Source organism: Nonomuraea sp. NPDC051298, from assembly GCF_055586305.1.
Genome location: NZ_JBVJIM010000027.1, coordinates 26574 through 53498 on the forward strand (window position 1 = coordinate 26574; position 26925 = coordinate 53498).

Consider the following 26925-nt stretch of genomic DNA (forward strand, 5'->3'; position numbering starts at 1 on the left):
TGTAGCACAGAGTAGCTGGTCCATGCGCGTGGTGCCGCGTCACCGGTGCGCAGGGATTCTCCGTCATCCGAGGCAGGAGCGGACGGCCTTGGCCAGGTTCGTCACCCGAGGGTCGTCGGGCCGGTAGTTCCAGAGATTCGTGACGTAGCCGAAGCCGACACCGCTGTCGGGGTCGGCGAAGCCGATCGACCCGCCGGAGCCCGGGTGTCCGAACGAGCCAGGACCGGTCAACGGCAGCGGCGGGCAGGCCCGCCAGAACCCGAGCGACATGTAGAAGGAGCGGTCGGCCGGGAGGTTCAGGCCCGGCGGCAGCCCGTGCATCGGTGTCGTGTCGGTCTGCACGTCCGTCATCCGCTCGACCGTGGACCGGTTGAGCAGCCGGACCCCGTCGACGTGGCTGACCGTGGCGGCGTACATGCGCGCGACCGATCGGGCGTCCGCGAGCATGTTCGCGGCCGGGAACTCGGCGGCGCGCCAGGCCCGCGTGGTGTGATATCCGGGGGTGGTCAGGGCGCCGCCCAGCTCGCCGGCGCGGGCTTGGACCGAGCCTGGCGCCCATACGGCGTTCACCCAGGCGGTGACCGTGTCCGCGTCGAGCCCGGTGGTCGCGATCAGCCCGGCCAGCAGTTCCTCCACGCTGAACGGGGCGGCGTCGTGGAGCCGGGCCACCCGCTTCTCCTGCTTCTCGGGCAGTCCGATCCAGGCGCTCAGTCCGAGCGGGGCGGCCACCTCCTCGGCGAAGAAGGTGCCGAGCGACTTGCCGGTGATCCGGCGTACGACCTCTCCGACCAGGAACCCGTACGTGACGCTGTGGTAGACGTGCTCGGTGCCCGGCTGCCACAGCGGCCGCTGGGCCTCCAGCGCGCGGATGACCGGGTGCCAGTCACACGCCTGCTCGAAGGTCAGCGGTCCGTCGACGATGGGCAGGCCGGCCTGGTGCGACAGCAACCAGCGCACCGGGATCCGCTCCTTGCCTGCGGCGGCGAACTCCGGCCAGTACCGCGCCACCGGGGCGTCCAGATCCAGCTCACCGCGCTGGACCAGCAGGTGGGCACAGATGGCGGTGGCGCCCTTCGTCGTGGATGCGACCTGGACGATCGTGTTCTCGCGCCACGGCCGGTTCGCCTCGCGATCGGCGAGGCCGCCCCACAGGTCGACGACGGGGCGGCCGCCCACGTAGACGCTGCACGCCGCGCCGACCTCGCCAGGGTTCTTGAAGTTCGCGCGGAACGCGTCGGCGACCTTTCCCCAGCCGTGCTCGACACCGCGCTCGCCACCGTCACGCCCGCCGCTCACGGAGGCGTTGGCGGGGCCGGTGAGTGCGGCGTGAGTGCCGGCGAGCGCACCGGCGCCCAGCACGCCCTTCAACACGGTCCGGCGCCCGACGTGTCCGGGTTCAGGTGTCCCGCTCGTCGTGTCCTTCATGCTGCGATTCCTTTCCGTGGAGCTGAGGATCGGGGGAGTTCCTGTCACGCGTCCCAGGTGACCGGGAGGCTCTTGACCCCGTAGATGTCGGCGGCCTCCGGGCGCAGCGCGACCTCTTCGGCCGGTACGGCCAGGCGCAGCGTGGGGAAGCGGCTGAGCAGGGCGGGGAGGGCGACGCGCAGCTCGACGCGGGCGAGTTGCTGGCCCAGGCACTGGTGGATGCCGTGGCTGAAGGCCAGGTGGCCGCCGTCCCGCCGGTGGAGGTCGAGCGTGTGCGGGTCGGGGAAGCGTTCTGGGTCGCGGTTGGCGGTGTTGAGGGACAGGATGACGGTCGTGCCGGCCGTGATGGTGTGGCCGCCCAGCTCGACGTCCTCCAGCGCGACCCGGTGGAACTGCTTGGCGACCGACAGGTAGCGCAGCAGCTCTTCCACGGCCTGTTCGGCGAGGCCGGGGTCGGCGCGCAGCGCGGCGAGCTGCTCCGGATTCCGCAACAGGGCGAAGGTGCCCAGGGCCAGCATGTTGGCGGTGGTGTCGAATCCGGCCGACAGCAGGATGAGGGCCATGCCCTTCAGCTCCTCGTCGGTCAGGTCGCTGTCGGTGAGGTCGCTGAGCACGTCGTCGGTGGGGTTGGCGCGCTTCGCGGCGACCAGTTCGGCGAGGTACTGCTGGGTCGCGAGGTAGGCGGCGATCAGCTCCTCGTCGCCCACCTCGCCGCCGAGGAACTTGTCGATGTTCTCCTGGAAGCGGTCCCGGTCCTCGTACGGCACGCCCAGCAGCTCGCAGATCACGATGGCGGGGATGGGCTTGGCGAACGCGGTGACCAGGTCGGCCGTCGGCCCGGCCTTCTCCATGGCGTCCAGGTGCTCTGCGGTGATCTGCGCGACGCGCTCCGTGAGCAGCCGCATCCGGCGGACGGTGAACTTGCCGACCAGCGGTTTGCGGTAGCGGCCGTGCTGGGGCTCGTCCATCAGCAGGAACTCGCCGGGCGGCGCCGGGGGGACCTCGATGTCGCCGTAGTCGATGGTCGGGTGGTGGCGCATCAGCTCCTTGCGGGAGCTGAAGCGGGGGTCGGCCAGGATCGACCGGGTCAGGTCGTATCCGGTGACCAGCCAGCCCTGGTGCCCGTCGGGGAAGGGGAAGCGGCTGATCGGGCTCTGCTCGCGGGCCTCGACCAGTTCCCTGGGCGGGTCGAAGGGGCAGCCGGGCTGACGCTCGGTCGGCATCGCCGTGAGGGTGTGGAGGGGTTCAGTCATGATCTTTCCTTCTAGGAGATCTTGCGGCGGTAGGCGTTCATGGCGAAGACGTAGGCGACGACGAGGATGCCGACACACCAGGCCAGGGCGATCCAGAGGTCGGCGCCCACCGGCTGCTCGGCGAACAGGGCGCGGACGGCGTTGACGATGGAGGTCACCGGCTGGTGCTCGGCGAAGGCGCGCACCGGGCCGGGCATGGTGGCGGTGGGCACGAAGGCCGAGCTGAGGAACGGCAGGAAGATGAGCGGGTAGGAGAACGCGCTCGCGCCCTCCATGGTCTTGGCGGACAGGCCGGGGATGACGGCGATCCAGGTCAGCGCCAGGGTGAACAGGATCAGGATGCCGGCTACCGACAGCCACGCCAGCACTCCCGCGCTCGAGCGGAAGCCCATGAGCAGGGCCACGAGCATGACGACCACGAGCGAGACCAGGTTGGCGACCAGCGAGGTCAGCACGTGTGCCCACAGCACCGACGAGCGCGCGGTCGGCATCGACTGGAAGCGCTCGAAGATGCCGCCCTGCATGTCCATGAACAGCCGGTACGCGGTGTACGCGATGCCCGAGGCGACCGTGATGAGCAGGATGCCGGGCAGCATGTAGTTCACGTACGACGTGTCCGACCCTGTTCTGATCGCGCCGCCGAACACGTAGACGAACATGAGCATCATGGCGATCGGCATGATCGCGGTCGTGATGATGGTGTCCGGGCTGCGGGTGATGTGGCGCAGTGACCGTCCCAGCAGGACGGTGGTGTCGCCGAAGAAGTGCTTGGTCATCGTTGTTCCTTATGCCTTCGTGCCGACGAGGGTGAGGAAGACGTCCTCGAGGGTCGGCTGCTTTTCCACGTATTCGACCTTGGCGGGCGGCAGCAGTTGCTTGAGCTCGTCCAGGGTGCCGTTGACGATGATCCGGCCCTCGTGCAGGATCGCGATCCGGTCGGCGAGCTGTTCGGCCTCGTCCAGGTACTGGGTGGTGAGCAGCACCGTGGTGCCGCCGGCGGCCAGGTCCTTGACGGCCTGCCAGACCTCGATGCGGGCCTGGGGGTCGAGCCCGGTGGTGGGCTCGTCGAGGAAGATCACCGGCGGGTTGCCGATGAGGCTCATCGCGATGTCGAGACGGCGTCGCATGCCGCCCGAGTACGTCGACACCTTCCGGCCGCCCGCGTCGGTGAGCGAGAACTGGGCGAGCAGGTCGTCGGCGACCTTGCCGGGGTTTGCGAGGTGCCTCAACCGGGCGACCAGCACCAGGTTCTCCCGCCCGCTGAGTATCTCGTCCACGGCGGCGAACTGTCCGGTGAGGCTGATGGACTCCCGTACGTCGGCCGCCTGCGTGGCGACGTCGAAGCCGTTCACGCGGGCGATCCCCGCGTCGGCCTTGAGCAGCGTGGACAGGATCTTCACGGCCGTGGTCTTGCCCGCCCCGTTGGAGCCGAGCAGGGCGAAGATGCTGCCGCGCGCCACGGTGAACTCCACGCCGCGCAGCACTCGCAGGTCTTTGTAGGACTTCTCCAGGCCGTGCACCTGGATCGCCGGGGCTTGCTGTGTCGTCATCAGTCTGTCCTGTCTCTTCTTGCGGTGTTCTCGCCGGCGGCGCGGTCGATGGCGCTGGTGAAGCGGTTGCGCTCCCGGGTCCGGTACTGGCCGAGGGGGTAGTTGGCCATGAACGCCTCGACGAACTCCACGGGGTCGTCCCCGAAGATGTCGCGGATCGGGGTCCGGTCGGCGGCGCTCTGCTCGAACAGCTCGGCGAGGTCGTCGTACATCGCCATCGCGCCGTCGCCGTCGGCCGGCCCGAAGTGCATCAGGTACCGCTCGAGCGCTTCGACCGCCGTGCGGTAGTTCTCCGGAAGTCGTTTGATGCGCGCCTTGTACTGCCGATAGCGCTTCTTCTCCTCCAGTGACCCGGTGACGATCTCCAGGTACTGCAGATAGCGGCTCTTCGGTTCGTCGGCCACGTCTACTTGCCTCCCTTGCGAAGCTGTTGGAGTCGTTCGGTCAGGAAGCTCCAGGTGTTCCAGAACTCGTCGAGGTACTTCCGTCCCTGGGTGTTGAGGGAGTACACCTTGCGCGGCGGCCCCTTCTCCGACGGCACTTTCCGTACGTCGACCAGGCCGCGCTGCTCGATCCTGACCAGCAGGGCGTAGACGGTGCCCTCGGCGATGTCGGCGAAGCCCCGGTCGCGCAGCCACACCGTGATCTCGTAGCCGTGGGCGGGCCGGCCGGACAGGATCGCCAGGACGACGCCCTCCAGCGTTCCCTTGAGCATCTCCGTCAGTTGCCCGCTCATCGTCATCCCCCTTCGGCTACTCGGTGTTGCTGACTACCGGTACAAAGTAACACTGACTACCAGTACCTAGCAACACCGAATAGTCGAGGTGCGAGCCGGAGCCCTGAGCGTGAGTGCGTGCGGCCTGATCGCCGTCCGTGCGGGGTGTCCATGGCGTCAACCATCGCCGGACGCGCTGACACCGGGCCGTCACCGCGCTGACACGGAGCACTCGAACCGGGGCGTTGGGGCGTTCCCCCCGAGGTGGACGACCCCGGACCCGCGGCCGCGGCTCAGCGCGATCGAGACTCGATCAGGTCATGGAGCTGCTGAGTCACGGGATCGTGCGGGTGAGCGGCGTGGGACATGTGCAGCCAGCCGTCGGCGTCGGCCTGGAACAGATCGTCGCGGATGGACGGGTCGGCGCCGCGCTCCAGGAGCAATCGGACCACCTGGAGATGGCCGCCCGGGATCGCCCAGTGCAGGCCGGTCCGTCCGAGACAGGGCGCGACGTCGGGGTCGACACCCCGGTCGAGGAACCAGCGTGCGACCTCGATCCGGCCGTGCTGGCAGGCGTGCACGAACGCCTCCCCGACGATCTCCTCCGGATCCTCGGTCGCCGGCAGCCTGGACAGGAAGCCGGCGCCGGCGTCCGCGAGGTTGGGGCGCGCCGACGCGGCGTCCGGACGCAGCCTGCCGTCCGCGTCAAAACAGGCCCGTACGAGATCCAGCCGGCCGCAGGCGGCATACGTCCACAGCGCCCGCGGGACGATCCCGCGCCCGGCGAGCAGGTCGACGATCTCCGTACCGCCAGAGAGGATGGCGTTCTCCAGCGGAGTGCCGCCCCAGAGGCGGGCGCCGGGATCGGCGCCGGCTTCGAGCAGCAGGGCCACATACTCGACCCGATCGGAGCGGACAGCCTGGATGAGCGGGGCGTCCAGGCGGGTGGCCTTGCCGATCAGGACCTCCACCGCGGCGCGCGGCACGCCGAGCCGCTTCCCAAGCCGGACACCGGGGATCGTCTCGGGGCCCGCGAGCATCTCCAGCAGGGTGTCGGCCTGCTCCGCGGTCAGCGCGGCCAGCCGATCGAGGTCACCGGCCAGCAGGGCTTCGGCCTCGCGGTGCAGCCGCCGCCGCTTCTCCTGGCGTTCGTCGAGATCGCGCCTGGACTTCTCGGTGAACGACAGGAGCTCTCGCCAGGTCGGGAAGCCGGACTCCCGCGCGATGATCAGCCGCGCGTCCCGGAGCTCGACGGTTTCTGTGGAGGTCGCGGTGGTGTGCCTGGGCACGTAGGCCCGCAGTCGTCGCAGCGCGCCCGGGTCGTCGCGGCGCAGGTCGGCGAGGAGACGGTCGGCCATCGAGACGTACGCGCCCGGCCGGATCCCCATGAGACGGGAGACCGGCCGGTCCTCGGCCGTGCCGCGGCCCTCGATGTGAGCGCGGAAATCGGCCCAGGTCCGGAATCCGTGTTCCTGAGCGAGCACGAACTGGGCGTCGCTGAGCAGGAACCGTTCGGCGGCCCGGTCGCCCAGCACCTCAGCGACCCGGGCCTCGGCTGCCGCGTCGCCCGTCTCGTACGTGCGGTGCAGGTGCTTGGCCTGCTTGCGGTAGTACTCCAGGTTCGGATGGGCCGGCAGCTCGAAATGACGATCGGACATCGCAACCTCCTTCGTCGCCGAGGTCCGCTCGCTCGGCCGGAAAGAGGTCGGTCCTGTCCGGTGCGTCGAAGTGCTGCTCGAGGTGGGAAAGTCCCTGCCCGCGGACTGGCAGCGCCCTCGCACGCTCCGTCCAGAGTAGTGATCGGCTCTGTGGGGAGGCAACCGGTGGAAAGTGCCGCCGTCACCTCCTGGGCGATGAAGGCGACGTCGGCGGGCGTGGGGGAGAGCGACCGCGGGGAGGCCGTCAGGGATTCCGGTGCTCGTCCGCCGCGGCTGACCGGCTGCGCCGCCGGTACTCGGCGGGCGTCAGCCCGACCAGCGTACGGAAGCGGCGGGCGAAGTACGTCGGGTCGTCCCAGCCGACGGCGGCGCCGACCCGAGCCGTCGGCAGGGACGAGTGCGCCAGCAGCGTGGCGGCCCGCTCGGCCCGCACCCGGGCCAGGAAGCCCAGCGGCGTCAACCCGACGTACCGCCTGAACAGCCGGCCGAGATAGGCGGGATCGAGATTGACCGCCCTGGCGAGGTCGTCCAGCCGCCAGGGATGGGCCGGTTCCGCCTCGATCCGGGCGACGGTGTCGGCGACGGCGGGGTGGACGGCGGACTCCGTCTCTCGTTCGGGCTCACGGCCGTCGGACAGGACCCCGAGCACGGTGACCAACCGGCCGAGCACGCGGCCCGGCCGCCGCCGCCCGGCGCGAAGGTCCTGTTCGAGCAGGCCGATCTCCGTGATGGCCGCATCGGCGGCGGCCGGATCGACGGACGTGACGGCCACGCCGTGCGTGCCCGAGGCGACTGGGTCGGTCCAGAGCAGCCGGCGCAGCATCGGGAGGTCGTACAGGGCCGCCAGCTCGGCCCGGAGCGCCTGGGCGGACAGGCAGCAGTTGGCGACCGTGAGGCCGGCGCAGTCCGCGAACCCGTGCCAGGCACCGGGCCGGAGCACGACGACCTGCCCGCGCCGCAACGGGTGCGCGCCCCGGCTGGTCACGTGCCGGCCGTGACCGGTCCCGATCACGGCGATCTCGAGGAAGTCGTGCGCGTGCTGCTCGATGCCGGAGGTCAGGTGGTGGACCCCTGCCATGACCGGGCTCCCCGCGAACAGCGCGTACTCGTGCAGGGTGGCAGGCATGTCGGAATCGTACGACCAAAGGCTGGGATCGGCCTAGCCCGAGGGGGCCCGTAACGACGAGGCTTACAGGTGTCCAGAGACCAGAAACCTTGGAGGTCAGTGATGGAAACGACCGAGACAGGGCGGTTCGCGAGCGACGTCGACGCCGATGGCAGAGTGCGGGACGGGCTCGTGGCGGCGTACCGTGAGCACGGTTTCGTCCGAGTGAGGGGAGTGCTCGAACCCGAGCAGGTCGAGCGCTTCCGCGCGAGCGCCGAGGCGTTCCTGGCGGCGCATCGCACGGAGAGCCTGGAGAAGCAGGCCGTCTTCAGCCAGTTGGTCAACGTCTGGGAACGCGACCAGACGCTGAGGGAGCTGACCTTCGACCGGCGGCTCGGCCGGATCGCCGAGCAGCTCGCCGGGTTCCCGCTGCGGCTGTGGCACGACCAGATGCTGGTCAAGGCGCCGCACAACAACGCCGCCACGGAGTTCCACCAGGACCGTCCGTACTGGCCGCATGCGGGCGACCGGCTGCCGCTGTCGGCGTGGATCGCGCTGGTCGACGTTCCGCCGGAACGGGGCTGCATGACCTTCCTGCCGGGCACCCAGGACCGTACGGGGCTGCGCCCGCAGGACCTCCACCACGAGGAGGACCTGTTCGAGATGGACCCGTCCCTGCGCTGGATCCCTCGGGTCACCGTGCCGCTGCGGGCCGGCGACTGCACCTTCCACAGCGGGTACACGGGCCACATGGCGCTGCCCAACCGTACCGACCGGGCCCGTCTCGCACACGTCACTATCTACATGGACGCGGCGACCCGCTACAGCGGGAGCGAGCACGTCGTGACCGACCCTCTCGGACTCGCCGCGGGCGACCCGCTGGACGGCGACACCTTCCCGCGCCCCTGGGCATAGACATCTCTGGACGTTGGATGTCAAACGGCGAGGTCGTTTTGCCGTGGGACCATGCGGTCGCAGGGTTGTAGGCAGTGGCGGAACTGCGGGCTGTCCCTGGCTTGGCCGGGAGTGTCTCCGCTGCCCGGCTTGCCGTTGGAGAACAGCCGACATAGCATGAATGAACATTCATTCGGAGGTGTGAGATGGGCTGGACCGTAACCGACATCCCTGACCAGCATGGCCGCACGGCCCTCGTCACCGGTGCCAACGGCGGGCTCGGGCTGGTGACCGCCAGAAGCCTGGCGGCCAAGGGCGCGCATGTCGTGATGGCCGTCCGCAACCAGAAGAAGGCGGCCACCGCGGTCGAGGAGATCCGGGCGGCCGTCCCGGACGCCTCACTGGAGGTGGTCGCGCTCGACCTGTCCTCGCAGGCGTCGGTGAAGGAGGCGGCAGGGCGGGTCCTGGCCTCTCACGACCGTCTCGACCTCCTGGTCAACAACGCGGGCGTGATGGCGATCGCCGAGGCGCGGACGGTCGACGGCTTCGAGATGCAGTTCGGCGTCGACCATCTGGGCCACTGGACCCTGACCGCGCTCCTGCTGCCCGCGCTGCTGGGCACGCCCGGATCCCGCGTCGTGACCGTGACCAGCACCGCCCACCACGCGGGCCGCGCCGTCGACGTGGCCAATCCCCACCTGGAGGGCCGTTACGGGCCCTGGCGCGCCTACGGCCAGGCGAAGCTGGCCAACTTCCACTTCGGGCTCGGGCTGCAGCGCGAGCTGGAGCGGGCGGGCGCGCGAACGGCCAGCCTGATCGCGCACCCGGGTCTGTCCAACACCGACCTGCAGGCAGTCAGTGTGCAGGGCTCGGGCGGCGGCGCCTCCCAGCGGTTCTTCCACGCCATGGCCCAGCGCACCGGCATGTCCCCCGACGACGGCGCGCTGCCGCAGCTACGCGCCGCAACGGACCCGGCGGCCAAGGGCGGGGAGTTCTACGGGCCGGTGTTCGTGAACAACGGCGCCCCGGTCCGCAAGCCGGTCCTGCGCAGGATCGGGATGGACCGGGCCGTCGCGAAGCTCTGGGAAGTGTCCGAGCGCGAGACCGGCGTCGCGCTCGTGGTCCGCACTGCGGCCGGCGCGTGATGGGGGCGCCGGCCGACAAGGCGGCAGCCGTCCGCGCGGCCCTGCGCAGCCTGGTCGCGCGGAACGGATTCCATGGCGCTTCCATGAGCGCGATCGCCCGGGAGGCCGGTGTGGCCACCGGCACCGCCTACACCCACTACTCGTCCAAGGACGAACTGGTGCTGGCCGCGTATGCCGAGACAAACGCCGAGCTCGGCCGGGCCGTCACCCGAGGGCTGGACCCGGGCCTCTCCGCCGAGGACCGGTTCCACGCCCTGTGGCAGGCCTGCTACCGGTACCTGCGAGCGCACCCGGACCACGCTCAGTTCCTCCTGCAGGTCGAGCACTCGCCCTACCGCGGCCCCGCCCACCAGTCCGCCCTCGCCGACGGGAACGACCCGCTTGTGGCCGAAGTCGCCCTGCCCGTCTTCGCCGGGCGACTGCTTCCGCTGCCCACCGACGTCCTCTACGAACTCTCCCTCAGCCCCGCCGTCCGACTGGCCGCAGGTGGCGTCGAGCTTACCCAGGCCCAGCTCGATGAGATATCCGCCGCCTGCTGGCGGGCCGTCAGCCAACCCGAGTGACCACCGCGAGCACCGGCGTCGCCCGCCTCAGGGATCCGGGGCACCGGCGAAGACGAGGCCGAGTTCGTAGGCCAGGACGGCCGCCTGGGTGCGGTCGCGAGCGCCGAGCTTGCCCAGGACATTGCCGACGTGTGTCTTGACCGTCTCCTTGGTGACGTGCAGGGCGGCCGCGATTTCCGCGTTGTTCTGCCCGAGCGCGATGTGCCGCAGGACGTCCAGTTCGCGAGGGGTCAGCTCGACCGGCACGCGTGGCGTGGCTGTACCGACGTGCGGGGAGGCGATGCGGCGCAGCGCGTCGGGGAAGAGCAGCGCGTCGCGTGAGTGCACCAGCCGGATGGCCTCCACCAGTTCGTCGGCGGGCGCGCGTTTGAGCACGTAGCCCGCGGCGCCGGCGCGCAGGGCGCCCCAGACCAACTGGTCGTTCTCGAACGTGGTGACCACGATGACGCGCGTCGCCGGGGAACGGCGGGCGAGCTCCTGGGTCGCGGCCAGGCCGTCCATGCGGGGCATGCGAACGTCCATCAGCACGACGTCCGCGCCGGTGCCGGCCTCGACGGCTTCGCGACCATCGCCCGCCTCGCCCACCACCGCGATGTCGTCGTGGAGGGACAGCATGGTCGTCCAGCCCGAACGGATCAGCTTCTCGTCGTCGGCCAGGACGACCCGGATCACAGCGGCAGCCTCGCCTGAACGCGCCACGTCCCGTCCGCCTCCTCCCAGGTACACGTGCCGCCGGCCAGGCGGGCCCGCATGCGCATGCCGGTCAGGCCGCGCCCCTGTCCGCCGGGGCTGCCCGCGACCGCGTTGTCCACCGTCAGGACCAGGTCGGCGCCGACGGCGACGTCCAGCGTGACCGGGCCGCGCCCGTGACGCAGGGCGTTGGTGAGCGCCTCCCGCGCGAGGGCGAAGGCCGTGCGCGAGGCTGCGGCCGGGACCTTGCCGAGGTGTTCGATGACGTTCATGTGCACGTCGAGGCCGCGGGTGAGCGTGTGGAGGGCCTCCAGCGTGGGGGTCTCGGTGGTGCCGCCGTCGTCGAGCACGCTCAACAGTACGTCCAGGTCCTGCTGGGCGTTGCGGGCGGTGGCCGTCAGGTGCTCCAGCGACTGTACGGCGAGCGCGGGTTTGGTGCGCTGCAGTGCCGCCTGGGCGGCCATCGCCTGCACGAGGACGACGCTGAGGGCGTGGCCGACGGAGTCGTGCAGTTCCAGGGCGAGACTCTGGCGGCGGCCGAGTTCGTCGATCACGCGTGATGGCTCGGTGCGCAGCAGCCGGCGCGCCGCCCAGCGCTGGCCGAGTCCCGCGGCGACCATCACGGTCAGCACGGTGGCGGCGATCAGGAGCACTTCGGCAGGCTCGCCGAGCCCCGCCCGCGCCAGTTCAGGCAGCGACACCAGTCCGGGCGTCAGCGCCAGGATGCCCGCGCTGAGTGTGCCACCGCCGTACAGGTGCACGCTGGTCAGCACCACCAGGTAGACGCGGTCCGCCCGCTTGGGCACCTCGACGTCGAGCAGCTCCGACAACGCGGCCGCCTCCAGACGCCGCATCAGCGGCGTCAGGGCAAGCAGCACGGAGGCCGGCAGGCAGGCCGCCCACAACACCAGCACGCGCCCCGGCGTCCACTCGGTCAGGATCGGCAGGCCGAGCACCACGGCGACCGGAGTCAGCAGCGCGGCGCCCAGCAGTTGGTAGATCCCGGCCCGCACGGCCAGAACGATTTGGTGCTTCACGACGATCGACGTTAGCCGACGGCCCGTCTGGCGCACTCCCTCGCCAGGGGGAGGCGGCCGGGTCCGGTCATTCTTAGCGTGATCGGCATGACGAGAACTGATCGGATCCTCGGCGCGCCGCTGCCGGCTGCCATGACCACCGCAACAGCAGAATCGACCATGAACGCGCCGGTGGCCACCGGGCGGCCGCGCAGCGTGTGGAGAGCCGCCCATGCCCCGGTGGCCGGGGTCCCCCGCTGGGCACGGATCGCCGCCTACGCCGTCCCCTTCACCGTACTGCCGTCCAGCCTCTGGCGACTGCCGGCCGCGTTCGGCGACGGGCTCCCGTTCGGCGAGCGGGCCTACATCGTCCTGCTGTCGATCGTGTCGGAGCTGGTGGCGTTCGCGGCCGTCGGACTGGTCGCCGCCTGGGGGGAACGATTCCCGCGCTGGGTTCCCGGGCTGGGTGGCCGCAGAGTGCCGACGTCGGTCGCCGTCATCCCCGCCGGTCTCGGCGCCGTGGCTTCGACGGTCTTGTGGACAGCCGCCGTCGTCACCGAGCTGGTCGGAGTGACCCTGCGAGGCGAGCCGACTCCCGCCGGCTTCCCCACCCAAGCAGGCGGCTGGGAGGCGGCGATCTACTACCTCTGCTACCTCCCGCTGCTGCTGTGGGGACCCCTGCTCGCCGCCGTCACCTACGCCTACTACCGACGCCGCCGCAACAACTGACCCGATCGGCACGGCACGGGCGCACTTCCTCAAAGTCCTGGCCGACCTTCCCCTGCGGCCTTGCGGCGCGGCACGGTGTGCAGCATGTCGCCGGTGATCACAGGGTGGCGGCCGCCGTGCTTGCCTTTGCGGGCTGCGGCGTCCAGTCCTTCCAGCGTGGCCTTCGCGGCTGGCCTCGCGTTCGGTCTCGGCCATGGCGGCGAAGAACGCGAACAGCACCCGGCCCGGCCCGGCCGGATCGTAGATGCCGGCCAGTGGCCCGGCGCGCATCTCCAGGACCAGGCCGTGCGTGGACAGGTGGTCGGCCAGGGCGGTGAGTTCGGCGGCGTCGCGGCCCAGGCGCTTCATCTCATGGACGGTGAGGGTCACCCGGCAGTGTGGCGCGTGGGCCTTGACCTCGCGGGCGACCGCGAGCGCGGCCTCGTACTGGGGGGCGCACCTTCACCCGGGTGGAGATCTTCTCGGAGAAGATCTTCTTCCGCGGGATGCCATGCACGGCGAGGGCGTCCATCTGCGACTGGAGTTCCTGGGTGAGTGAGCTGTACCGGGCGTAGCCGATGCGGATGTCGGCGGTCGGCCGGTCGGGGTCGGTCGGCAGATATCGCGCCCTGCCCATTTCTCGCCTACCTGCATGCGGCCCACCGACGACGGTTCGTCCGGCTCGGGTCGTTGGTAGCCGGGCTGGTCGGCGTGCGGCAGGACGACGTACCAGAAGGACTTCCTGCTCCGGCCGGGGTGGTGGGCGCGCCACAGCCAGTCCTCAGCCTCCGTAGCCGTCAGGCAGGCGATCAGCAGCGGGCGGTTCACCCGGCAGTCAGCATCCCACGGGCTCGCCGCCGGAACGGACGCCCAGGTGGTAGCTCGCTCCAGCAGAGCAGACGTGCGGCAGGCCCGGCGGACGGTCTCCATCTGCGCGGCGCTCGGCGTCTCGGTACGGTGAATCAGACGCGAGAGCCCGATCGCCGACATGTACACCGGCAACTCGTAGATGTCGCGCTGGATCTTCCCCGGTCCACGGCTCGACCAGCACACCGTGAGTGTTGAGTCGTTTCGGCGCGCGCCACTTCAACACTTACTGCTCTCGGCCCACCTGCCTAACGTGCCGCAACGCTGACCGGGCCGCTGACCTGCATGATCGCTCGAGAACCCCACCGCGCTGCTGCCGTTCCTGCCGACCTCCACCCTTGGCGCTCCCGCCAGCGCCCTCAGCCTGATCGAGGGCGTCTCCGACGATTGGTGAACGGTGGCTGCGTCGCGACAGCGGGTTCAGGAGGACGTCCACGTCGATTGATTGCTCGGCGGGGGTTTGATTGGGCAATCGTGCGGGCGAAGCCCGGCGACCCAGTGCCCGGCAAGGCGTCGGGTCAGGATCGGTGGAACGCCTCGACGACCGCGAGACTGTCCTCGTACATGTGGTGCCGGGTGATCAGGCCGTCCTCGACGGTCAGGCGCAGCGCGAACGTCATGGCGAAACGCCTTCCTGTCGCCTTCACCGCCTGCGAGCTTGTACCGATCAGCACCGCGTCCGTGCCGTCGACCGTCGTATGGTCGATCGACACCCGGCCCTCGTCCGGCGGGCAGTGCTCGCTGAAGGTGCGGTGATGGTCGGCGACGTCGGCGCGGGTGGATCGGGGGCGGATCCAGGGCACGTCCGGGTGACGCTCGACCGGCCAGCTCACCCGCCAGTCGACCTTGGCCGCGTACATCTCGGCGATCCGCTCGGGGTCGCCCTGCGCGCAGCGACGCAGGTACTCCCGCACCACGGCCCGGGTCCCGGGCGCGTTCCCGGTGACCACCCCGGCGGGCGGCGGGTCGCCGAACTGGTGGTCGCGCAGGATTCGCCCGTCCTCGTTCAACTGGACGAAGACGGACCCGGTCCAGGCGATCTCACCGCCGTCCGCCGGGAGCATGTAGACGGTGAAACGGATCCCGCCGTGGTGTCCGACGACGTCCCCGGCCGCGCGGAACACGAACCCGCCCCCCTCGACCAACTGCTCATGGGCCAGGGTGATCCGCTCGTACAGGGCCGGATGGCCGCGGTACTCGGCGGAGTCAGTGAACTCCACACCGTCCCGCACCCACAGCCCGGCGATCGCGGAGCGACGCCGCCTGGGGTCCGGCTCGTTCCACACCGCGACGTAGCGGTCGACGAATTCTTCAAGGTGAATAGTCATGAACGGGACGCTAGTGACGGTCCACTGACAGGGAGTGTCAGTGGACTCGGAGAACTTGGGCAAGGGCACGCCGTCAGCGCTTCACCGGCGGGATGAGCGTCGGGACCGTGCTGAACAAGCTGGCCGAGACCGGCCCGGTAGAGCACCTTGCCCGCGGTGACCACCTGGCCCACGGCGGGCAGCTCGGCCACCGTACCACCGGCCTGGTTGACGATCTGGTGGTTGCCTGCGTAGCCGAGCGTGCCGTTCCGCAGGGTACGGGCCGACAGCGAGTCCTTGATCACCTGCGCCACGCCGACCCTGGCCGCGCTCTGGGGCACGGTGCTCGCGGTGGGCGCGGCGAGCGGTCGGCGCCCAGGCACCAGACACCCCCGGCCACCAGCGCGCCAACCACCGCCAGCATGGCCACCCAGCGCATCGCGCCCAACTGCCGCCGCCGGTCGTGTTGGGAGTCATGCTCCGGATGCTCTGCGGCTGGTATCGCTCGCAGGCTTCCTCGGCCTTCTTGAACTGCGCCGAGCTGGGGTCGTCGTCGAGCCTGATACCGCCACTCGCGTCAGGGGCGGGGAACGACGGCACGCCGTTCTCACGCATGCACGCAGCGTACTCGAGCTTGTCCGCCGTGGACCACGTCCGTCGGGGTTGGTCTGCGAGGGCGGGGCGGGTATGAAGCTCCGACCCCTTCGATCGTGCAAACAGCCATCAATGGGACACTATGTCTGCAATGTCCCCGGGGGAATGGAAAGAGTCATGTCGTTCCAGGCGTATTTGGACAACATCGAGGACAAGACCGGCCTGACGCCGCGGGAGTTCATCGCCTTGGCGAAGGAGCGCGGGTTCGATGGTCCGTCCACGAAGGCCGGGACGATCATCGAATGGCTGAAGCAGGACTATGACCTCGGGCGAGGACATGCGATGGCGCTGGTGCACGTGATCAAAAAGGGTTCGAAGATCGATGCCAAGCATGTCGGCAGCTCCGGCTCCCACAGCGACGAGTCCGACACGCTGTGGCTGGACGGGAAGAACAACCGCACCCAGACGAGCTGACACCATGATGTGAAGATCGCCGGCGGCAGTCGGATGGGAGAGCTTGCACACCCTGGTGGGGCAGTCGGCCGGTGGCCCCTTTCGCACGCCAGCATGCTGCAGAACCTGATGTACGTGCCGAACCTGGCCAATGTGCTGTGGACACTGTCCTACGAGATGGCCTTGGGCGCCGGGCTGCTGCCGGTGACACTCCTGGCGGCCGGGCGGGGCGGGCCGCATGCTCACGGTTGTGGTCGTCGTGACCGCCATGCTGGCTGCACCGAGCCCCAGCGGAAAGCATCCGCCACAGCCCCGCTCGCGTAGAGGGATGTCACGGCGCGACAGCAGCCGGTGGTTCGCGGTCTTAGGTCCCGGCGGACGTGCTCGACGCCTGGTTCCCGCCCGCGCCCGTCGTGGTCGATGCGCTGGGCGAGGATCAGGGATGGCTGGCGCGTACCCTTCTCCTCCCGCCTGCCCGGAGGGGCCGGTGCCGGAGATCGCCCAACGGCGCGGCCGGGGCGGGCTCGTCGGACCTGATCTTCCGGGCGTTCCGCGGCTGGCTGCACCGCTCGTCGCGCCCGACTTCCGGCGTACGTTCACCGGCGAACTCCTCGACGCCGGCGTGGACCTGGCCACCGCGCAAGCCCTGCTCGGACACGCCTCCCCGGCTACAACGACGCGATATGACCGGCGGCCGGAGCGGGCCCGCCGCGGCCATCGACAAGCTTGCCACCCCCGGCGCCGTGCCTCTGCCGGGTGCCGCCCCGCACCGCCGCCGGACGGCCACGCCAGGCGCATGATCTCTGTGCCACCGGACCGAGACATCAGCTTCCGCCGGTGGCCAGACTCGCCCGCCTGATCGAGAACACCAGCGCGGCCAGGCGGTGGACCGGCCGGACCGCGTTGGCGTCATCAGTAGTTGAGGCACGCCTTGGGCCGGTTACGGTAGCCCTGCGCCCAGTCGCTGTTGGTGATCGGCCACGTCGTGGCGCACCAGCGCTGCACGCCCTTGCGGTTGTTCACCCATGAGACGGCCTCGCAGGAGGTCGCGACGCACGCCCGCTGCCTCTTCCCGACCGCGGTGCCGTCTCTGGTCCCGGTGGCGATGATGTTGAGGTCGGCTCTGCGGTTGCATTCGATGTACGCGCGGAGCTTGATCTTGGATCCGGTGTTGACGCTCACATAGCTTCGGCACCTGGCTTTGACGGTGCTGAGCCTGGTCCTGACCGTGACGGTGTACCACTTGCTCCACTGTTCCGCGCCGGCGCGTGCGGTCCCCACGGTCGACCCGGCGACAGCGGCAGGCGCTGTCATCGCCTCGGTGGTGACGACCGCAGCGGCGGCAGGAGCGAGGGGGAGAGAAGTGTTGACGGCCAAGACGGCGGCACCGAGGACGGCGCTTTTGCGCACAGACATCATTCTCCTCAGATTGAGGATGACGGCACGACTGATTGATGCAATCGAGTCCTGCCACGTGTCGTTCCGGCGACATATCGAGACATCGTGGGACTCTTCCCAGAGATAGTGGCCCGAGGATTGTTTGGCAGCCCCCTTCGCCCGTCCGAACAATTACTGTCGGCGGCCTTTCCGCCCGTGCGGGTTCCCCGCCGATACCGATTCGCACCTGCAGCGGACGAACCTGACCCGGTATCCCTGGGCGGCGGTGGAGAGGTACGTCCTCAGGATCCGAGCGCGTGCCCTGTCGTTGCGTCGATGTGGTCAGGGATCTCGGCATGGCGGTCGCCGACCGTCGGTGTCCCAGTGGGCTCGAACATGAGAATCGCGGCGCCGGTGGGCGCAGACGGCTTGTGCTCCGTGCCACGAGGGACGGTGAACACCGCGCCCGCAGGGAGCCGGACCGCGCGCTCCCCACCGGGCTCACGCAAGGAGATGTGCAGTTCCCCATCGAGAACCAGGAAGAACTCGTCGGTGTCGTCATGGACGTGCCAGATGTGCTCGCCCTCGACCTTGGCAATGCGTACGTCGTAGTCGTTGACGCGCGTGACGATGCGAGGGCTCCACAGGGCGTCGAAGGAGGCGAGGGCCTTACTGAGGACAACGGGTTCGGTGCTCACGCATAGATCCTGGTCCATCAAGCGTAATTGGGGTAAGTGCTAGGAATAGCACATGACGCAAGGATCCTCGCACGTTGCCCATACTGCCGGCCCACACCGGGTCGTCGTGATCGTGGACGAGAACTCCAACCCCTTCGAGCTGGGCTGCGCGACCGAGATCTTCGGCCTGCGCAGGCCCGAGCTCGGACGCGATCTCTACGACTTTCGCCTGTGTTCCCCCGAGCCGCGCACAATGATGAGGGACAGGTTCTTCACACTCACGGACGTCACCGGCCTGGAAGCGGCTGAATCGGCAGACACGTTGATCGTCCCGAACCGTCCCGACGTCGAGGTGCCCCGAAGAACCGCCGTGCTCGATGCCATCCGGCGGGCGCATGCGCGCGGCGCCCGCCTGGTCGGCTTCTGCAGCGGTGCTTTCACCCTGGCCGAGGCAGGGGTCCTCGACGGGCGCCAGGCCACCGCGCACTGGCAGTGGGCAGATTCCTTCCGGGCCCGCTTCCCTGCCGTCCGGCTCGAAACAGACGTGTTGTTCGTGGACGACGGCGACATCCTCACGGCCGCGGGGAGCGCAGCCGCGCTCGACCTCGGCCTGCACATCGTACGCGGCGATCACGGCGCGGAAGTCGCCAACTCGGTGAGCCGACGGCTCGTCTTCGCCGCCCACCGCGACGGCGGGCAACGGCAGTTCGTGGAGCGGCCCATGCCTGCGGTGCCGGACGAGTCCTTGGCGCCCATCCTCGCCTGGGTCCAGGAGCATCTGGACGACCCGCTCACGGTGTCCGACCTCGCAGCGCGCGCCTCCGTCAGCCCGGCCACCCTGCACCGCCGTTTCCAAGTGCAGATGGGCACCACACCGCTGGCGTGGCTCACGGGGGAACGACTCGCCCTGGCGTGCCGGCTGATCGAGCGGGGCGAGTCGCGCTTCGAGACGGTCGCGCGGCACAGCGGGCTGGGCACCGCTGCCAATTTGCGTGCGCTGATGCGTCGCAAGATCGGGCTCACTCCGTTGGAGTACCGGCAGCGATTCGGCCCGGGGCAGTCCAGCAGGGCTCAGTGGACCGGACCGTCCCCTCGCGCGAACGCGGGCACCTCGATGGCGTCAGGGATCGGACACATCAGCAGCACGGGATGACCGGCCCGGCGCACCATGGTCACGACGCGTCGCCACACCCGCCTCGCCGTGCCGGGCGTCGCACGCGCTCCACCACGCCGGACGCGGTGGAGGCCGACCTGGCCACCCCCGACGGGCCGGAGCGCCGTCCGCGCGACCGGGCGGCGCTCCCGACCCTGCTGGACCGTCGCGGCGCGGTGGTCGACATCAGCTCGGTCAACGCCAGGCTGCCGCAGCCGTGTCTGGTCGCTCAGTCCGCGGCCAAGGCGCTGTCGAACCTCGGCAAGGCGCTCGCCGAGGAGTTCGCCGCCCCGGAGGAGATCGCGTCCCCTACCGTTGCCGCACCCTCAAGGGGCACTGGCTACTGAGGCCGCGATCCCGGTGAGGATGCGGTGCAAGCCGGACGAGAACTGTTCGGCCGGGCTCAGGTCGGCGGACTCGATCATGCGCGCGACCCGGGGATAGGCGCCGCTCTCGATGACCTTGCGCATGTAGGGGGCGACGTCGGCGCGCCACTCGTCCTCGGTCTGACCGGTGCGCCGCCGGGTCTCCTTCTCGGCGAGTTCGCGCATGACCGCGCCGCGCACGTAGTCCCTGATCAGCCCGACGACCGGGCCCGCGTCGGCGAGGTCGGAGGTCAGCGGGGCGGCCGCGGCGAGGGCGTGTTCCAGGCCGCGCAGCCAGTTGGGGCCGAGCGATGGCCGGGTCGCCAGCAGCGGGGCGAGCCAGGGGTGCCGCAGCCACAGCTCGCGCTCGTGGTGGGCGTACGCCTCGAGGTCGGCGCGCCACTCTCCCGTCAGCGGCACGTGATCTTCCTGCACCGCGTCGGCCATGAGGTCGAGCAGGTCGTCGCGGCTGTCGACGTAGCGGTAGAGCGAGGTGGTGCCGGTCGACAGCTCGGCGGCGACGCGGCGCATCGACAGCGCGTCGAGCCCCTCGGCGTCGGCGATGGCGACGGACGCGTCCACGATGCGCTCCACGCTCAGAGCCTGCCTTTTCGGCCGGTACGGCTCGCGCTCCCAGATAAGCGGCATGGACATGAGTCTACCGAAGTGGATACAGTGTTCCCATGAACGGGCACACTGTATCCACAGATGTTCTGATCGCCGGCGGCGGATCCGTCGGGCTGATGCTCGCGGTGCTGTTGCGCCACCACGGCGTCAAGCCTCTCGTCGTCGAGGAGCGGCCGGAGCTGTCGCACCACCCCAGGGCCAACGGCATCGGGCTGCGGTCGGTGGAGATTCTGCGCGAGGTCGGCCTGGAGCAGGCGGTCAACGAGGCCGCGGTCGACCTGCGGGCGGGGAAGATCAGGGGGCGCACGCTCGCCGAGGCCGACTTCACCGAAGGCGTGGCGTGGAAGACGAACGCCGCGGCCGAGTTCACCTACACGCCGGCCAGGATCCGCGGCACCTGCGCACAGAACCGGTTCGACCGCGTGCTGATCACCAAGGCGGGCGACGTGGAGTTCGGCGTGGCGCTCGACTCGTTCGAGCAGGACTCCGACGGTGTCACGGCGACCCTGTCCGACGGGCGGGTCGTGCGGGCGCGCTATCTGGTGGCGGCCGACGGTGTGCGCAGCCGGGTTCGGCAGCTCCTCGGCATCGGGCTCACCGGTCCCGGCGTGATCGGCCAGGAGACGACGAGCGTCCTGTTCGGCGCTGATCTGCGTCCGCGTCAGCCGTTCGCCATGTGCGACATCGAACATCCGGACGCGACCGGACTGCTGGTGACCGTCGACGGCGAACGTGAGTGGGTCTTCCTCACCCGCCTCGGCACGGAGCCGACTCCGGAGCTGATCCGCACCGCGCTCGGCGACCCGTCGATCGAGGTGGAGATCCGCAGCGTGCAGACGTTCCGAGGGCGCGGCCAGGTGGCCGATCGACTCTCCCTCGGACGGGTCTTCCTGGTGGGGGACGCGGCGCACGCCATCCCCCCGCTGGGCGCGTTCGGGCTGAACGCCGGCATCGCCGACGCGCACAATCTGGCGTGGAAGCTCGCGCACGTGCTGCGCGGTGAGGCCGGGCCCGAACTGCTGGAGACCTATCACGCGGAGCGCCGTCCGGTGGCCCTCATGACGATGGAGCAGGCGCGCCTGCGGTTCAACGATCCGTCCCTGCACTGGGGGAAGGACATGGCGGAGGCGCGCAAGGCTGCGGGGGCGATCAACGCGCCGGTGGTGCACATGGGCTACCGGTACGGCGGCGCGGAGCTGCCCTCCACCGAGGACGTCGCCCTCGACCTCGACGGGTCGCCCGGGTCCCGCCTGCCGCACATGTGGGTGGCCGACGGGGTGTCCACGCTGGATCTCGTCGGATCGCGGTGGTGCGTGCTCACGGCCGATCCCGGCGTGGCGGCAGACGTTCCGGTGCACGTCGTGGACGGCTGGCCGTACGGGACGGTGCTGGTCCGCCCTGACGGTTTCGTGAGCCGTGCGTACGGCCAGCGCCGCCTTCGGCCGGATTCCGGGCGAGCCGGTCAGGGTTCGAGCACGTAGCGTCCGCGGGCTCCGCCCTTGGCCATGGCGCGGTGGGCCTCGGCGATCTGGTCCAGTGGCATGACGGCGTGCACGCGGGCGGGCAGCTCACCCGACGCGGTGCGGGCGAGCAGGTCGCCGAGCCGAGCGCCGTCGGGATGCGCGACCACGACGTGCACGGTGATCCCGCGCTCCGCGGCCGGTCGGGCGCTCGGCTGGACGCCGACGAAGACTCCGCCGTCGCGGACCAAGGCGAGGCCCCGCTCCTGCAGCGCCGCACCGTCGGCGACCGCGTCCCAGCCCGGCTCCGCGTTCGTGGTGAACTCGGCGCCCAGGCCACGGACGAACTCCTCGTCCCCGGCTCTGGCCAGACCGGTCACCTGCCAGCCGCGGTCCTGCGCGAGCGAGGCGACGTACCCGCCGACCGCGCCGGCCGCCCCGGTCACCAGCAACCGGCCGCCGTCGCTGGGGGCGTCACCGAGCAGATCGACGAGTTGGGCGGCGGCCAGCCCGTTGAGCGGCACCGTCGAGGCCGCGACCAGGTCCAGCCCGCCGGGGACGACGGCGATGTCGCGGGCCCGCACGACGAGTTGTTCGGCGTGGGTGCCGAAGTCACGGTCGAAGCCGTCGACCAGCCCGGCGACCCTGGTGCCGGTGCTCAGGTCCACGCCGGGGCCGGTGGCGACGACGGTCCCGGAGAAGTCCCAGCCCAGGCCGGTGCGTTCGGGCTGGTCGATCAGCCCCATGGCGTGGAAGACGCCGCGGGCGACCCCGAGGTCGACGGGGTTGACCGACGCGGCGGCGACCGCCACCCGGACCTCGCCGGGCCCTGGCTCCACGACGGGAACGTCGATGATCTCGATCGAGTCGGGCCCTGTCGGGGTGCGGACGGCGGCCGTCCGGAAAGTAGAGCTGCTCATGGTTCCGCTCCTCATGGCTGGTGTTCGCCGGTTGACCTGCTCCACTATGGGCAGGTAGCTCTCCAGCGGGAAGTACGCACCCAGAAGTGCGTAGGTCACCCGCCGGTAGGAAGGAGCGGTCCATGCCGACGCGGACGGCGGCCCAGAAGCGGGCGCAGGCGAAGGGGGACTACGACGCGTTCCTGGCGAACTGCCCCAGCCGCCAGTTGCTCGACCGGATCTCCGACAAGTGGGTCGCGCTGATTTTGGCCGCGCTCGGCAGCGACGGCCCCCATCAACCGGGGGCCGACTGCGCCGCCGGTGAGCCTCGATCGATGCGCTACTCCGAGCTGGCCCGCAGGCTGGCCGGGGTCAGCCAGAAGATGCTCACCCAGACGCTGCGCTCCCTGGAGCGCGACGGGCTGGTCACCCGTACCGTGACGCCGACGGTGCCGGTCACGGTCACGTACGAGCTGACCGCCCTCGGCCTCTCGCTCCACCACGTGATTCTCGGCGTCAAGGTGTGGGCCGAGGCGCACATGGACGAGGTGCTCGCCAACCGCGACGAGTACGACGCCCACCCCGCCTGAACGCTCACCGTCCCCACCGCTCATGACCGCTCCGCAGCGCCGAAACAACATCTCGCATGACCGATATTGACAATGGATTGACAAGGATGTTGTTCGCTGGTTGTGTGATGATTGTCGGCATCGCAGAAGGAAACGCCGCCCCGGTGGCCGCGCAGAGTCGCGGCCACCGTGTCCAGCGGAATCCACGATCAGCTTCTGGTCGGGGGAGTACCTGCGACACCCGAAATTCCTGGACCTGGAAAAGCGACCGAGTTGCGGCAACAGAGAGTCGATGTGCGGGTCAGCGACCTGTACGCGATGCGCTGGAAGGCGGTCGTGGACGCCGGGGACTTCGGCCCGTCCGCCTCGACCCCGCTGAAGGTCGCCAGCCCTCTCGGACCGCGGCGCCACGTTCGCCGGTGAGTACGCAAAGCTCCACAGCGGGGGCCAGACGGTCACTGCCCAGCAGGCCCGGCCGCATCTGGGCAGGGAGATCAAGCACGCGCTCGACGACCTGGAGTGCGGCAAGGACTCCTACCCCGAGTACGAGCCCAGGAAGCGGGAGATCACCCAGCAGATGGCGCAGAAGTTCGGCAGAAGCGGGATCTGAGACGGCCTGTCCGGGAAACGGGCGGCATCGAAGGCGTCAGGTCTACCACCGGGCGAAACAACCTCGCCAGTTCCCCGGCCAAAGGCGTTGAAGCCGTCGAGAACAGCGGGCTCAGCGGGCCAGCAGGTCCTGGATCGCCGCCGCGATCTCGTCGGGTGCCTCCTCGGCCATGAAGTGCCCCGCCCGGGTCAGTCGGTGGTCCAGGTCCGGCGCCCACGCCTTCCACACCGCGGCGGCGTCGTAGCCGAGCTGCGAGCCCCAGTCCTGCTGGACGACCGTCACGGGCATGGCCAGTTGCGACCCCGCGTCCAGGTCCGCCTGGTCGTGCGTGACGTCGATCCCCGCCGAGGCCCGGTAGTCCGCGACGATCGACGGCACCGCCGCGGCGCAGGCCCGCAGGTATTCGGCACGCACCTCCTCCGGTATGGCGATCGGGTCGCCGGCCCAGGCGTCGAGGAACGAGCCGAAGAACGTGTCCGCGCTGTTGGCGATCAACGCCTCCGGCAGGCCCGGCGGCTGCGCCATCAGGAAGAGGTGGTAGCCGACCGCCGCCGAAACGCCGTGCAGAACGCGCCACATGTCGAGGGTCGGCACGATGTCGAGGATGCCCAGGTGCGTGATGGTCTCCGGGTGGTCCAACCCCGCCCGGAAGGCGACCAGGGCGCCACGGTCGTGGCCGACGAGGGCAAAGCGTTCGTGGCCGAGCGCCGCCGCCAGGGTCACGACGTCGGCGGCCATGGTGCGCTTGGAGTACACCTCGGGATCGGTGGCCGCCGGCTTGTCGCTGGCGCCGTAGCCCCGCAGGTCGGGGCAGATCACCGTGTGCTCGTCGGCGAGCCGCTCGGCGACGTGCCGCCACATCAGGTGGGTCTGGGGGAAACCGTGCAACAGCACGACCGGGCTGCCGCTGCCGCCGACGGCGGCAGCCAGTTCCACACCGCTCGCACCGGGCAGGCGGAGGTGATCGAAACCGGGAATGGTGAGCGTCATGAAAGGCCGTCCTTTCGGGCCGGGGACTGACCGGATCAGCCTGGACGACGCCGATCAGCAGCCGATCAGTACGGTTGGGCAGAGCCCGCCCCCGGCATACAGGATGGGGACATGCGAATCGACGTGCTCGGTGCCGTACGAGCGCTCCGCGACGACGGCAGCCCGATCGACCTGGGCGGGCCCCGCCACCGTGAGGTGCTCGCCCGGCTGGTCGCCGCCGAGGGACGGCTGGTCACCACCGATACTCTCGTCGACGACCTGTGGAACGATCCACCGGCCCGGGCCGTGGGCGCTCTGCGGACGTTCGTCGCCGCGCTGCGCCGCGCCCTCGAACCCGACCGGCCGCCCCGCAGTCCGCCGCGCGTCATCGTCACCGAGGGCCCCGGCTACGCGCTGCGCCTGCCGCGTGAGGACGTGGACGTCCATCGGTTCCAGGACACCCTGGCCCGCGCCCGGCGCGACCCCGACGCGGTGACCGACCTCGGCGCGGCGCTCGCGGCCTGGCGCGGACCCACCTACGCCGATGTGCCCGGCTCCGCATGGGCGCAGCGCGAGCGGACCCGCCTGGAGGAGCTGAGGTTGGAGGGGGTGGAACTGCGCGCCCGCATCCTGCTCGACCACGGCGAAGGGGACGATCTCGTCGCCGGGCTGGGTGCCCACGTCGCCGAGCACCCGTGGCGCGAGCCGGCCTGGGGCCTGCTCGCCCGAGCGTTGTACCGTGCGGGCCGCCAGGCCGACGCGCTGGCCGTGCTCCGCCGCGCCCGCGCGATGCTCGTTGATCGACTCGGACTCGACCCGAGCGCCGAACTCCAGCGTCTGGAGACGGACATCCTCAACAGGTCAGCGCCCCTCGAAGGCGCGCGTGCCGCGTGGACCGGCCCTGGTGTCCATCTCGGCCCGCGCACCACCGTGGACCTGGCCCGCACCCTCGCGCTGGCGGGTGGCGACGCGCTCGTCCACTCGCGGCGCGACCGCCTCGCCGCGATCCAGGCCGCGGAACGCACGGGAGACCCCTCCCTGACCGCCCGGGTCATCGGCGCCTACGACGTGCCCGCCATCTGGAGCCGGGCCGACGACCCTGAGCAGTCCCGCGCCGTCGTCGCGGCCGCCGAGCGCACGCTCACCGCGCTCGGCCCCGACTGCCCCGCCGACCTGTCCGCCCGCCTCCTGGCCACGATCGCCGTCGAGAGCCGCAGCGCCGATCTGTCCGGGGCCGAGCAGAGGCGCGCGCGGCAGGCGGCGCGGCGGGCCGAGGCGCTGGCACGGGACCTGGCCGATCCCGCCCTGCTGGTCTTCGCCCTCAACGGGGTGTTCCTGCAGTCCTTCACCCGCCCCGGCCTGGCCGTGGCACGGGACGGGATCGGCGCCGAGATCCTCGACCTGGCCACCCGGCACGCGCTGCCGAACTTCGCCGTGCTCGGCCGGCTCATCCGCCTGCAATCCGCCTCGGCCCTCGGCGACCTCGACGCGGCGGCCTCGCACGCCCAGGCCGCCGAACAGCTCGCCGCCGCCACTGAGGCGCCCCTCGTCCCCGTCCTCACGCGATGGTTCCGGGCCCGGACCGTGGCCGCGCGCAGCACCGAACCCGGCGGGCCGACCGCCGCCACGGCCGCGGCGCACTACCGCGCTGCCGAGAACGCCCTCCAGACGGCCGGAATGCCGGGGCTGCACCGTGGCCTGTTCCCGCTCGCCCTCCTGGGGCTGCGCCTGCTGCACGACCGGCCCGCGCCCACCGACCCCGGCCTCGACTGGGGTCCGTACCGGCCGTGGGCGCGACCTCTCGTGCTGCTCGCCCAGGACCGGGCCGGGGAGGCCCGTACCGCCCTCGCCGCGGTGCCCGAACCGGCGCTCGACCACATGCAGGAGGCCATGTGGTGCCTGACCGCCCGCGCCGCCGTACGCCTCGGCGAGCGCGAAGTCGCCGCGCGCGCCGCGGCCTCCCTGCTCGATGCCCGTGGAGAACACGCCGGCGCCGCAAGCGGGATGCTGACCCTGGGCCCGGTGGCGCTGTACCTGGCAGAGGCGGAAGCCTGCGCCCGATGAATCCGGCGGCCCCGAAGACGATCGAGTCGGGCGGCATGGACAACTCCTTGAAATAGATCGATCTACATATTTTTCGGCCACGCGGAAGCCCGCGCCTCCTCGGATTCAGCCGCCGAGCAGGATCGGGATCCGCCGGGCCACGCGGTTTTTTGCAAGAGCCGTGATCCCGGGGGGCTGGTAGAGTGTCTGACGACGTTCAAGCCTCTTCGGCC

General features: G+C 70.6%; 29 protein-coding genes and 1 pseudogene. 12 read left to right on the top strand and 18 right to left on the bottom strand.

The window, feature by feature from the left end; all coding sequences use genetic code 11:
* Positions 1-63: 63 nt before the first annotated feature.
* From ACZ6S0_RS44160 to ACZ6S0_RS44195, 8 genes are all read right to left on the bottom strand, one after another.
* The gene (locus ACZ6S0_RS44160) at positions 64-1425 is read right to left on the bottom strand and encodes a serine hydrolase domain-containing protein (protein ID WP_465925451.1); all 1362 of its coding nucleotides are present in this window, start codon (positions 1423-1425) and stop codon (positions 64-66) included.
* Between the two features lie 44 nt (positions 1426-1469).
* On the bottom strand, positions 1470-2678 hold the full coding sequence (locus ACZ6S0_RS44165; protein WP_465925453.1) for a cytochrome P450: 1209 nt from the start codon (positions 2676-2678) through the stop codon (positions 1470-1472).
* Positions 2679-2689: 11 nt separating this feature from the next.
* Entirely contained in the window at positions 2690-3454 is a 765-nt protein-coding gene (locus ACZ6S0_RS44170) for an ABC transporter permease (protein WP_465925455.1), read from the bottom strand.
* Positions 3455-3463: 9 nt separating this feature from the next.
* Entirely contained in the window at positions 3464-4228 is a 765-nt protein-coding gene (locus ACZ6S0_RS44175) for an ABC transporter ATP-binding protein (protein WP_465925457.1), read from the bottom strand.
* Complete coding sequence (locus tag ACZ6S0_RS44180) at positions 4228-4632, bottom strand: DUF1048 domain-containing protein (RefSeq protein ID WP_465925459.1); 405 nt, start codon at positions 4630-4632, stop codon at positions 4228-4230. The genes ACZ6S0_RS44175 and ACZ6S0_RS44180 overlap by 1 nt, the downstream gene beginning before the upstream one ends.
* Positions 4633-4634: 2 nt before the next feature.
* A complete protein-coding gene (locus tag ACZ6S0_RS44185) occupies positions 4635-4964 on the bottom strand; it encodes a PadR family transcriptional regulator (protein ID WP_465925461.1) in 330 nt (109 codons plus the stop codon).
* A gap of 272 nt (positions 4965-5236) precedes the next feature.
* Entirely contained in the window at positions 5237-6601 is a 1365-nt protein-coding gene (locus ACZ6S0_RS44190; RefSeq protein ID WP_465925464.1) for an ankyrin repeat domain-containing protein, read from the bottom strand.
* A gap of 244 nt (positions 6602-6845) precedes the next feature.
* Positions 6846-7727, bottom strand: coding sequence for a helix-turn-helix transcriptional regulator (locus ACZ6S0_RS44195; protein ID WP_465925466.1), 882 nt, complete (start codon positions 7725-7727; stop codon positions 6846-6848).
* 102 nt (positions 7728-7829) lie between these two features.
* On the opposite strand from ACZ6S0_RS44195, the gene ACZ6S0_RS44200 reads away from it, so the two are divergent.
* From ACZ6S0_RS44200 to ACZ6S0_RS44210, 3 genes are all read left to right on the top strand, one after another.
* On the top strand, positions 7830-8621 hold the full coding sequence (locus ACZ6S0_RS44200; protein ID WP_465925468.1) for a phytanoyl-CoA dioxygenase family protein: 792 nt from the start codon (positions 7830-7832) through the stop codon (positions 8619-8621).
* 185 nt (positions 8622-8806) lie between these two features.
* Positions 8807-9745, top strand: coding sequence for an oxidoreductase (locus ACZ6S0_RS44205; RefSeq protein WP_465925470.1), 939 nt, complete (start codon positions 8807-8809; stop codon positions 9743-9745).
* Positions 9745-10308, top strand: a complete 564-nt coding sequence (locus tag ACZ6S0_RS44210; protein WP_465925618.1) for a TetR/AcrR family transcriptional regulator — start codon at positions 9745-9747, stop codon at positions 10306-10308. The genes ACZ6S0_RS44205 and ACZ6S0_RS44210 overlap by 1 nt, the downstream gene beginning before the upstream one ends.
* A 27-nt stretch (positions 10309-10335) precedes the next feature.
* Here ACZ6S0_RS44210 and ACZ6S0_RS44215 read toward each other — a convergent pair whose 3' ends face one another.
* Positions 10336-10980 carry a response regulator transcription factor gene (locus ACZ6S0_RS44215; protein WP_465925472.1) on the bottom strand — a complete coding sequence of 215 codons (645 nt, stop codon included), beginning with the start codon at positions 10978-10980 and terminating at the stop codon, positions 10336-10338.
* Positions 10977-12035, bottom strand: coding sequence for a sensor histidine kinase (locus ACZ6S0_RS44220; RefSeq protein ID WP_465925620.1), 1059 nt, complete (start codon positions 12033-12035; stop codon positions 10977-10979). Before ACZ6S0_RS44220 ends, ACZ6S0_RS44215 begins: the two co-directional genes overlap by 4 nt.
* A gap of 87 nt (positions 12036-12122) precedes the next feature.
* Here ACZ6S0_RS44220 and ACZ6S0_RS44225 point away from each other — a divergent pair, with 87 nt between their 5' ends.
* A complete protein-coding gene (locus ACZ6S0_RS44225) occupies positions 12123-12743 on the top strand; it encodes a hypothetical protein (protein ID WP_465925623.1) in 621 nt (206 codons plus the stop codon).
* A 174-nt stretch (positions 12744-12917) separates the two neighbouring features.
* On the opposite strand, the pseudogene ACZ6S0_RS44230 reads toward ACZ6S0_RS44225, so the two are convergent.
* The 3 genes and pseudogenes from ACZ6S0_RS44230 to ACZ6S0_RS44240 form a co-directional block, all read right to left on the bottom strand.
* Positions 12918-13112 (bottom strand): annotated as a pseudogene (locus ACZ6S0_RS44230) (recombinase family protein); the annotation flags it as partial.
* A gap of 995 nt (positions 13113-14107) precedes the next feature.
* Entirely contained in the window at positions 14108-14917 is an 810-nt protein-coding gene (locus ACZ6S0_RS44235; protein ID WP_465925474.1) for a nuclear transport factor 2 family protein, read from the bottom strand.
* Positions 14914-15279 (bottom strand): hypothetical protein, encoded by a 366-nt coding sequence (locus tag ACZ6S0_RS44240; RefSeq protein ID WP_465925476.1) that lies wholly within the window; start codon positions 15277-15279, stop codon positions 14914-14916. Before ACZ6S0_RS44240 ends, ACZ6S0_RS44235 begins: the two co-directional genes overlap by 4 nt.
* 388 nt (positions 15280-15667) lie before the next feature.
* Between ACZ6S0_RS44240 and ACZ6S0_RS44245 the strand changes: the two genes are divergently transcribed.
* Together ACZ6S0_RS44245 and ACZ6S0_RS44250 are read left to right on the top strand one after the other, a co-directional pair.
* A complete protein-coding gene (locus tag ACZ6S0_RS44245; RefSeq protein WP_465925478.1) occupies positions 15668-15964 on the top strand; it encodes a DUF4287 domain-containing protein in 297 nt (98 codons plus the stop codon).
* A 93-nt stretch (positions 15965-16057) separates the two neighbouring features.
* Positions 16058-16267: a hypothetical protein gene (locus ACZ6S0_RS44250; RefSeq protein WP_465925480.1), complete on the top strand. Its 210-nt coding sequence runs from the start codon at positions 16058-16060 to the stop codon at positions 16265-16267.
* Positions 16268-16855: 588 nt separating this feature from the next.
* On the opposite strand, the gene ACZ6S0_RS44255 is transcribed toward ACZ6S0_RS44250, so the two are convergent.
* On the bottom strand, positions 16856-17257 hold the full coding sequence (locus tag ACZ6S0_RS44255) for a hypothetical protein (protein WP_465925482.1): 402 nt from the start codon (positions 17255-17257) through the stop codon (positions 16856-16858).
* Positions 17258-17622: 365 nt separating this feature from the next.
* A complete protein-coding gene (locus tag ACZ6S0_RS44260) occupies positions 17623-18018 on the bottom strand; it encodes a cupin domain-containing protein (protein ID WP_465925484.1) in 396 nt (131 codons plus the stop codon).
* A 106-nt stretch (positions 18019-18124) separates the two neighbouring features.
* On the opposite strand from ACZ6S0_RS44260, the gene ACZ6S0_RS44265 reads away from it, so the two are divergent.
* Both ACZ6S0_RS44265 and ACZ6S0_RS44270 read left to right on the top strand, forming a co-directional pair.
* Positions 18125-19150 (top strand): helix-turn-helix domain-containing protein, encoded by a 1026-nt coding sequence (locus ACZ6S0_RS44265; RefSeq protein WP_465925486.1) that lies wholly within the window; start codon positions 18125-18127, stop codon positions 19148-19150.
* An 86-nt stretch (positions 19151-19236) separates the two neighbouring features.
* Entirely contained in the window at positions 19237-19497 is a 261-nt protein-coding gene (locus ACZ6S0_RS44270) for a hypothetical protein (protein ID WP_465925488.1), read from the top strand.
* Here the strand turns inward: ACZ6S0_RS44270 and ACZ6S0_RS44275 are convergent.
* Positions 19477-20163 (bottom strand): TetR/AcrR family transcriptional regulator, encoded by a 687-nt coding sequence (locus ACZ6S0_RS44275; RefSeq protein WP_465925490.1) that lies wholly within the window; start codon positions 20161-20163, stop codon positions 19477-19479. The genes ACZ6S0_RS44270 and ACZ6S0_RS44275 overlap by 21 nt on opposite strands.
* A 35-nt stretch (positions 20164-20198) precedes the next feature.
* Between ACZ6S0_RS44275 and ACZ6S0_RS44280 the strand changes: the two genes are divergently transcribed.
* Positions 20199-21623 (top strand): FAD-dependent monooxygenase, encoded by a 1425-nt coding sequence (locus tag ACZ6S0_RS44280; protein ID WP_465925492.1) that lies wholly within the window; start codon positions 20199-20201, stop codon positions 21621-21623.
* Here ACZ6S0_RS44280 and ACZ6S0_RS44285 read toward each other — a convergent pair.
* Complete coding sequence (locus ACZ6S0_RS44285; protein WP_465925494.1) at positions 21605-22522, bottom strand: NADP-dependent oxidoreductase; 918 nt, start codon at positions 22520-22522, stop codon at positions 21605-21607. The two genes, ACZ6S0_RS44280 and ACZ6S0_RS44285, sit on opposite strands and share 19 nt — an antisense overlap.
* Positions 22523-22644: 122 nt before the next feature.
* Here ACZ6S0_RS44285 and ACZ6S0_RS44290 point away from each other — a divergent pair, with 122 nt between their 5' ends.
* Complete coding sequence (locus ACZ6S0_RS44290) at positions 22645-23091, top strand: winged helix-turn-helix transcriptional regulator (protein ID WP_465925496.1); 447 nt, start codon at positions 22645-22647, stop codon at positions 23089-23091.
* Positions 23092-23364: 273 nt separating this feature from the next.
* Entirely contained in the window at positions 23365-23493 is a 129-nt protein-coding gene (locus ACZ6S0_RS44295; protein ID WP_465925498.1) for a hypothetical protein, read from the top strand.
* A gap of 298 nt (positions 23494-23791) precedes the next feature.
* Here ACZ6S0_RS44295 and ACZ6S0_RS44300 read toward each other — a convergent pair whose 3' ends face one another.
* Positions 23792-24670, bottom strand: coding sequence for an alpha/beta fold hydrolase (locus tag ACZ6S0_RS44300; RefSeq protein WP_465925500.1), 879 nt, complete (start codon positions 24668-24670; stop codon positions 23792-23794).
* Positions 24671-24781: 111 nt separating this feature from the next.
* On the opposite strand from ACZ6S0_RS44300, the gene ACZ6S0_RS44305 reads away from it, so the two are divergent.
* Positions 24782-26713 (top strand): BTAD domain-containing putative transcriptional regulator, encoded by a 1932-nt coding sequence (locus tag ACZ6S0_RS44305; RefSeq protein WP_465925502.1) that lies wholly within the window; start codon positions 24782-24784, stop codon positions 26711-26713.
* Positions 26714-26925 lie beyond the last annotated feature (212 nt).

Bases quoted from the DNA above. Each gene is read 5' to 3' on its own strand.
- ACZ6S0_RS44160 (WP_465925451.1), bottom strand. From the start codon at position 1,425: ATGAAGGACACGACGAGCGGGACACCTGAACCCGGACACGTCGGGCGC.
- ACZ6S0_RS44165 (WP_465925453.1), bottom strand. From the start codon at position 2,678: ATGACTGAACCCCTCCACACCCTCACGGCGATGCCGACCGAGCGTCAG.
- ACZ6S0_RS44170 (WP_465925455.1), bottom strand. From the start codon at position 3,454: ATGACCAAGCACTTCTTCGGCGACACCACCGTCCTGCTGGGACGGTCA.
- ACZ6S0_RS44175 (WP_465925457.1), bottom strand. From the start codon at position 4,228: ATGACGACACAGCAAGCCCCGGCGATCCAGGTGCACGGCCTGGAGAAG.
- ACZ6S0_RS44185 (WP_465925461.1), bottom strand. From the start codon at position 4,964: ATGAGCGGGCAACTGACGGAGATGCTCAAGGGAACGCTGGAGGGCGTC.
- ACZ6S0_RS44190 (WP_465925464.1), bottom strand. From the start codon at position 6,601: ATGTCCGATCGTCATTTCGAGCTGCCGGCCCATCCGAACCTGGAGTAC.
- ACZ6S0_RS44195 (WP_465925466.1), bottom strand. From the start codon at position 7,727: ATGCCTGCCACCCTGCACGAGTACGCGCTGTTCGCGGGGAGCCCGGTC.
- ACZ6S0_RS44200 (WP_465925468.1), top strand. From the start codon at position 7,830: ATGGAAACGACCGAGACAGGGCGGTTCGCGAGCGACGTCGACGCCGAT.
- ACZ6S0_RS44205 (WP_465925470.1), top strand. From the start codon at position 8,807: ATGGGCTGGACCGTAACCGACATCCCTGACCAGCATGGCCGCACGGCC.
- ACZ6S0_RS44210 (WP_465925618.1), top strand. From the start codon at position 9,745: ATGGGGGCGCCGGCCGACAAGGCGGCAGCCGTCCGCGCGGCCCTGCGC.
- ACZ6S0_RS44225 (WP_465925623.1), top strand. From the start codon at position 12,123: ATGACGAGAACTGATCGGATCCTCGGCGCGCCGCTGCCGGCTGCCATG.
- ACZ6S0_RS44235 (WP_465925474.1), bottom strand. From the start codon at position 14,917: ATGACTATTCACCTTGAAGAATTCGTCGACCGCTACGTCGCGGTGTGG.
- ACZ6S0_RS44245 (WP_465925478.1), top strand. From the start codon at position 15,668: ATGTCGTTCCAGGCGTATTTGGACAACATCGAGGACAAGACCGGCCTG.
- ACZ6S0_RS44250 (WP_465925480.1), top strand. From the start codon at position 16,058: ATGCTGCAGAACCTGATGTACGTGCCGAACCTGGCCAATGTGCTGTGG.
- ACZ6S0_RS44255 (WP_465925482.1), bottom strand. From the start codon at position 17,257: ATGACAGCGCCTGCCGCTGTCGCCGGGTCGACCGTGGGGACCGCACGC.
- ACZ6S0_RS44275 (WP_465925490.1), bottom strand. From the start codon at position 20,163: ATGCCGCTTATCTGGGAGCGCGAGCCGTACCGGCCGAAAAGGCAGGCT.
- ACZ6S0_RS44280 (WP_465925492.1), top strand. From the start codon at position 20,199: ATGAACGGGCACACTGTATCCACAGATGTTCTGATCGCCGGCGGCGGA.
- ACZ6S0_RS44285 (WP_465925494.1), bottom strand. From the start codon at position 22,522: ATGAGCAGCTCTACTTTCCGGACGGCCGCCGTCCGCACCCCGACAGGG.
- ACZ6S0_RS44290 (WP_465925496.1), top strand. From the start codon at position 22,645: ATGCCGACGCGGACGGCGGCCCAGAAGCGGGCGCAGGCGAAGGGGGAC.
- ACZ6S0_RS44300 (WP_465925500.1), bottom strand. From the start codon at position 24,670: ATGACGCTCACCATTCCCGGTTTCGATCACCTCCGCCTGCCCGGTGCG.
- ACZ6S0_RS44305 (WP_465925502.1), top strand. From the start codon at position 24,782: ATGCGAATCGACGTGCTCGGTGCCGTACGAGCGCTCCGCGACGACGGC.